At 71.3% G+C, this 4,729-nt stretch carries 8 protein-coding genes and 1 pseudogene; all 9 read right to left on the reverse strand.

What is annotated here, in order from left to right:
- Positions 1-420, reverse strand: a 420-nt coding sequence (locus H5J33_RS24015) for a GvpL/GvpF family gas vesicle protein (protein ID WP_181796972.1), incomplete at its 3' end; no start/stop codon positions are given.
- Positions 417-752 carry a gas vesicle protein gene (locus H5J33_RS24020; protein WP_030789245.1) on the reverse strand — a complete coding sequence of 112 codons (336 nt, stop codon included), beginning with the start codon at positions 750-752 and terminating at the stop codon, positions 417-419. The genes H5J33_RS24015 and H5J33_RS24020, both read right to left, overlap by 4 nt.
- Positions 749-1,900 (reverse strand): SRPBCC family protein, encoded by a 1,152-nt coding sequence (locus H5J33_RS24025; RefSeq protein ID WP_181796973.1) that lies wholly within the window; start codon positions 1,898-1,900, stop codon positions 749-751. Before H5J33_RS24025 ends, H5J33_RS24020 begins: the two co-directional genes overlap by 4 nt.
- The gene (locus H5J33_RS24030; protein ID WP_181796974.1) at positions 1,897-2,514 is read right to left on the reverse strand and encodes a DNA primase; all 618 of its coding nucleotides are present in this window, start codon (positions 2,512-2,514) and stop codon (positions 1,897-1,899) included. The genes H5J33_RS24025 and H5J33_RS24030 overlap by 4 nt, the downstream gene beginning before the upstream one ends.
- Complete coding sequence (locus H5J33_RS24035) at positions 2,511-2,774, reverse strand: gas vesicle protein GvpG (RefSeq protein WP_181796975.1); 264 nt, start codon at positions 2,772-2,774, stop codon at positions 2,511-2,513. Before H5J33_RS24035 ends, H5J33_RS24030 begins: the two co-directional genes overlap by 4 nt.
- Before the next feature lie 29 nt (positions 2,775-2,803).
- Entirely contained in the window at positions 2,804-3,574 is a 771-nt protein-coding gene (locus H5J33_RS24040; RefSeq protein ID WP_181796976.1) for a GvpL/GvpF family gas vesicle protein, read from the reverse strand.
- Entirely contained in the window at positions 3,571-3,993 is a 423-nt protein-coding gene (locus tag H5J33_RS24045) for a gas vesicle structural protein GvpA (protein WP_181796977.1), read from the reverse strand. Before H5J33_RS24045 ends, H5J33_RS24040 begins: the two co-directional genes overlap by 4 nt.
- A 63-nt stretch (positions 3,994-4,056) precedes the next feature.
- The gene (locus H5J33_RS24050) at positions 4,057-4,455 is read right to left on the reverse strand and encodes a gas vesicle protein (protein WP_181796978.1); all 399 of its coding nucleotides are present in this window, start codon (positions 4,453-4,455) and stop codon (positions 4,057-4,059) included.
- Positions 4,456-4,499: 44 nt separating this feature from the next.
- Positions 4,500-4,729: pseudogene (locus H5J33_RS24055) on the reverse strand (ATP-dependent DNA ligase); the annotation flags it as partial.

The following is a 4,729-nucleotide window of genomic DNA, read 5'->3' on the forward strand; positions in this document are numbered from 1 at the left end:
AGCGCTTCCCGGCCAGCGAAAACGGCGGGCATGGGACACCTTCACGCCCCACTCCACCCGGCCGTCGAGCCGGTCGAGCAGGGCCCGGAAGTGGTCCTCGCGGGCCTCGATCATGACGCGTACGGCGCTGTCGTCCCGGAAGACGGTGGCGAGCCGCAGCGGCAGCGGGGTGGTGACCGTGGTGAGCGCGTCGACCACGCCCTGGTGGGCCCGGGCGGTCGCGGCGAGCCAGTCCAGGTCCTCCAGGTGGGCCTTCAGCGCCTCCTCGCCGAAGTCGGCCTCCGGAACCGTACTGACCACGGCGACCAGCCCGTGGTGGTGGAGCAGGCCGGCCGGGGCGCCCGCGACGCCCGTCAGCTCGGCCTGCAACGGCGTCCCGAAGGGACGGCACACGGCGTACACGTACCGCAGTCCGGTCATGGGGCCTCCTTCGGGGCGCGGCCCGGCTCCAGTTCCTCCAGCCGGGCGAGCCGTTCGCGCAGCTCGGCGTTCTCCCGGGCCAGCTCGTCCCGGCGGGCCCGGGAGGACAGGGCGGGATCACTCTCCCACCAGTCGATCCCCATCTCCTTGGCCTTGTCCACCGATGCGACGATCAGCCGCAGCTTGACGGTGAGCAGTTCGATGTCGAGCAGGTTGATCCTGATATCGCCCGCGATGACGACGCCCTTGTCGAGCACCCGTTCGAGGATGTCGGCGAGGTTGGCCCCCGATGCCTGTCCGTACGGCTCGGGCAGGCGGCCCGGTGTCGTCATCGACCACCCCCGCGCCCGGTGTCCTCGGGTTCCTCTTCCTCGTCCTCCTCGGGCTCCTCGCCCTCCTCGGGCTCCTCGTCCTCGTCATACTCATCGTCGTAGGCGCCCTCATCGCCTTCCTCGGGCTCCTCGGGCTCCTCGTCCTCCTCGTCGTACGCCGCCTCCTCGAAGTCCTCTCGCTCCTCGGGCTCCTCGTCCTCGTCCTCCCGGGCGCCGTCCGCGGAGGCCTCGGCCTCCTCGTCCTCGTCCCCGGACGGCGGTGTCCCGGACTCCTCCTGGTCCCGTTCCTCCTCGGCCAGGGCGTCCTCGTGGCTGCGGACCACCTCGCCGTCGCGGATCTCGCCGCGCCAGGAGTCCTCCGCCTCTCCCTTGAGGGTGATGAAACGGGCGAAGTTCTTCAGGTCCAGCCTGGTCCGGCGGCCCTGGGCGCGCCAGATGTTGCCGGTCTTCTCGAACAGGCCGGTCGGGTAGTACTCCATGACCAGCAGCACCCGGGTGAGGTTCTCCTCCAGCCGGTGGAAGGAGACCACGCCCTTGGTGGTGCCCTTGGCGCCCTCCGAGGTCCACTGGATGCGGTAGTCGGGTATCTGCTCGGTCGTGTGCGCCTTCCAGCTGCGCGAGGACCAGAAGATCTTCGCCTGCCAGTCGGAGTGGGTGTCGTCGGAGCGGCCGGCGCTCTTGACGCCCTTGGCGAAGGTGCTGAAGCTCTGGTACTGCGTCCACTGGTCGTACGCGGTGCGCAGCGGCACGCCGACGTCGACGGACTCCATGATGACGGTGGGCTTCCTGCCCGCGCCGCCCTTCTTGCCCTTGCCGCCCCCGAGGTTTCTGACCGCTGCCATCACGTTGTCCTTGGCTCGGGAGGCGCCCAGCTCCAGCGCGGAGCGCAGCGGGCCCTTGCCCTCGGCCAGCTTGCGGCCGCCTTCCAGCGCCAGCTTGGCGAAGCCCGGGCTGTTGCCCTCGGCGATGTCGTTGAGCTTGACGGTGGTCTCGCCGAGCTTGCGGCCGGCACCGGCCAGCAGCCGCTCGGCCTGCGCCATCAGGTACGCGCGGGCCTCCTCCTTGAGCCGGTCGGCGGCCTCGCTGTGGGCGAGGTCGGTCAGCGGGCCCGAGGCCTTGGAGGCCGTGGAGCGCAAGGTCTCGGTCATCGGTCATCGCCGCCCTTCGAGCGCCGGGTGACGGCGCCGCGGGCGGCCTCGCCGACCGCGGCCGTGCGCTTCGCCGCCGCCTTCCCGGCCGCGCCGGTCTTCCTGGTCGCTCCCTTCCCGGCGGCGGACAGCGGCTTCCTGGCCGGCTTCCGCCCGGGAGCCTTCTTCTCGGAGGCCCTCTTCTCGGGGGCCTTCCGCTCGGCAGACCCCTTCTGCGAGGCCTCTTCTCCTTCGGCGGATCCCTTCTCCGGGGCCTCTTCTTCCTCCTCGGCGTCCTCGCCGGAGCCGCCGGACGCGGCGCCGGACAACTGGTCGCGCACCTGGCCGGTGCGGCTGTGCAGCCGGTCGGCGAGCGAACTCATCTGCCGCTCGACCATCGCTCCGGTGGCCGCCTTGCCGACGCCACGCAGATCCTGGCGCAGCTGGTCCCCGATCTCCGAGAACTGCGGGTTGTTCTTCAGCTGCTGGTTCACCATGTCCGCGAGCGTCTTCGGGCTGAGGTTCAGCTTCTTGCCCGCCACCAGGGAACCGACCGCGAGCGCCATCTTCAGCTTCTTCGTGCGGCCGAGCATGTATCCGGCCCCTACGGCGAGGCCCAGTGCCGTTCGGTTCATCGTCCCGTCCCGTTGCCTGTCGTGTCGCCGGAGTGCAGCGCCGTCTCCAGCCGGTCCAGCAGTTCGTCCTCGCGCCGGTCGAACTCCTCCTCGGTGATCTCGCCCGCCTCCAGCCGCTCCTCGAGGCGGGCGAGCTCGGCCCGTACGGTGGCGGGGTCGTAGTAGATCCGTTCCGCCTCACGGAGCACCTGCCTGATGGCCCAGCCGGCGCCGCGCACGGGGGCGAACGGCAGCATCAGCACTTCGCCGATCAGTCCCACGGTGTTCTCCTTCCGTCGGGCCGGGAGCGCTAGCGCGCGCCGGCGTCCGCGCCGGTCGTGGTGCCGGCGGGCTGGGCCGGGCCGGGCTCGACGAAGCTGTACGGCGGCAGCGGCCCGTGGACACGCAGGTCGAGGTGGGGGTGGCTCTGGCGGACCTCCTCCACGGAGGCCAGGAAGCGCTCGGCCGAGTCCCGTGGCACGAGGTACGACACGTTCAGCAGCCAGCCGGTGGACTCGGGGCCCACGCTGACCGCGGTCGAGGCCGGTGCCAGCAGCTCCCGTACCTGTTCGGCGTCGTCGGACTCCTTGGCCTTGACCAGGTGGGCGACCAGTTCGCCGAGGCGGATCTTGTCGTCGTAGCTGCCTCCGCCGGCGCGGCGGTTGGCCTCGGCGAGAGCGCGCGCCTCGGTGTTCTCTGCCATCACCAGGTGCAGCACGGCCTCCTCGACATGGGTGGCCTTGACGTTGTACTCGACCTTGCCGTCCAGCTCCCGCAGCCGCTCGGCGTAGTGGTCCGCCCGCTCGGTGAGCACTTGGACGACCGCGTCGTCGTCCGCGGCGACGCTGCCGAACCGCATGGGCAGCACACAGCCGCCGGCTCCGGCCTCGGCGAGTACGTTCTGGTGCGCGAGCAGGTCGCGGCGCTTGGGGCGCAGGTCCTCGGGTGCGTCGCTGACCACGGCGGCCAGGTCGCCGGCCGTGAGGACGCGCACCGGGCGGGCCGGCTCGCCCACCCCGGTCATGCCCTCGGGCAGCGCCGGGTGCGACCGGCTGGTGATGCCGTAGACGTAGGTGCTCACTCCTGCTCCTCCTTACCGCGCGACGGAGCCTTGCGGGCACGCTGCCGGGATTCGGTCTCCCCTTCCTGGCGGGCCTGGTTGAAGGCGTCGGATATGGTCTGGGCGGCACCGGACAGCGCGCCCTTGGACTTGCCCCGGGCGCCCTTCTCGGTGATGTCGCCGACGATCTCGGGCAGGCCGGGGCTCTTGTGCGGACCGGACTCCAGGTCCAGTCGGTTGCACGCCTCGGCGAAGCGCAGATAGGTGTCGACGCTGGCCACGACGACCCGTACGTCGATCTTCAGGATCTCGATCCCGACCAGGGAGACGCGGACGAACGCGTCGATCACGAGTCCCCGGTCGAGGACGAGTTCGAGCACGTCGTAGAGGCCGCTGCTGCCGCCTCCGCCTCCGGTCTGCTGTGCCGGAAGAACAGTCATGCCGGCGATTCCTCCTCGTGCCTAGTAGGTGCACGGTGCGGGCGGTCGGGGCGCGCGGTGGGCTCAGCGGCCCCCGCGCGCGTCGGCCCTGCCGCGTTCGTAACGGCGGACGCGCCGGTATCCGGTCAGCTGCCCCTCGGGGTCCAGCTCGACCTGGTAGCTCGCCATCAGGCTCATGGTGTCGGGCACCCGGGCGAGTTCCAGGACCTCGACTTCGACGGACCAGCCGTCCTCGGTCTGCTCGAACGAGGAGACCGTCTCGGGGACGAGCCCGGTGAGTTCGGTGAGCTGGGCGCGCGCCTGGCGCAGCACCTCCATGGGGGCCGGCCGGCGGCCGTCCGCTGCGTTGTGGTTCCGTTCGTCCCGCACGGTGTCGGGCGTGTCGTTCGTGTCGTTCGTTTCGGGCGAGTTCTGTGATTCCTGTGAACTCTGTGTCTTGGGTGTGCTGTTTGTGTTCGACATGGCCACCTCTCCCTGCGTGTGGCCGTTCCTCCCTTGGCCAAACCTCAGGAGCGGATGTCGTCGAGGCGGCGCCGGGCCGGGCCGAGGGAGCGGCCCCGTCGCGGCAGACCGGCCCACGGCTCGGTACGGGCCTGCTCGACGGCGTCGGCGATGGTCCACCGGCGGGCGTCGAGCGCCGGATCGTCCACCTGCTTCCAGGCTAGGGGCACGGCGACCGGGGCGCCCGGCCGGGCGCGGACGGTGTAGGGGGCGACGGCGGTCTGGGCGTAGGCGT

It is taken from the genome of Streptomyces sp. WELS2, from assembly GCF_013870595.1.
Lineage (GTDB): Bacteria > Actinomycetota > Actinomycetes > Streptomycetales > Streptomycetaceae > Streptomyces.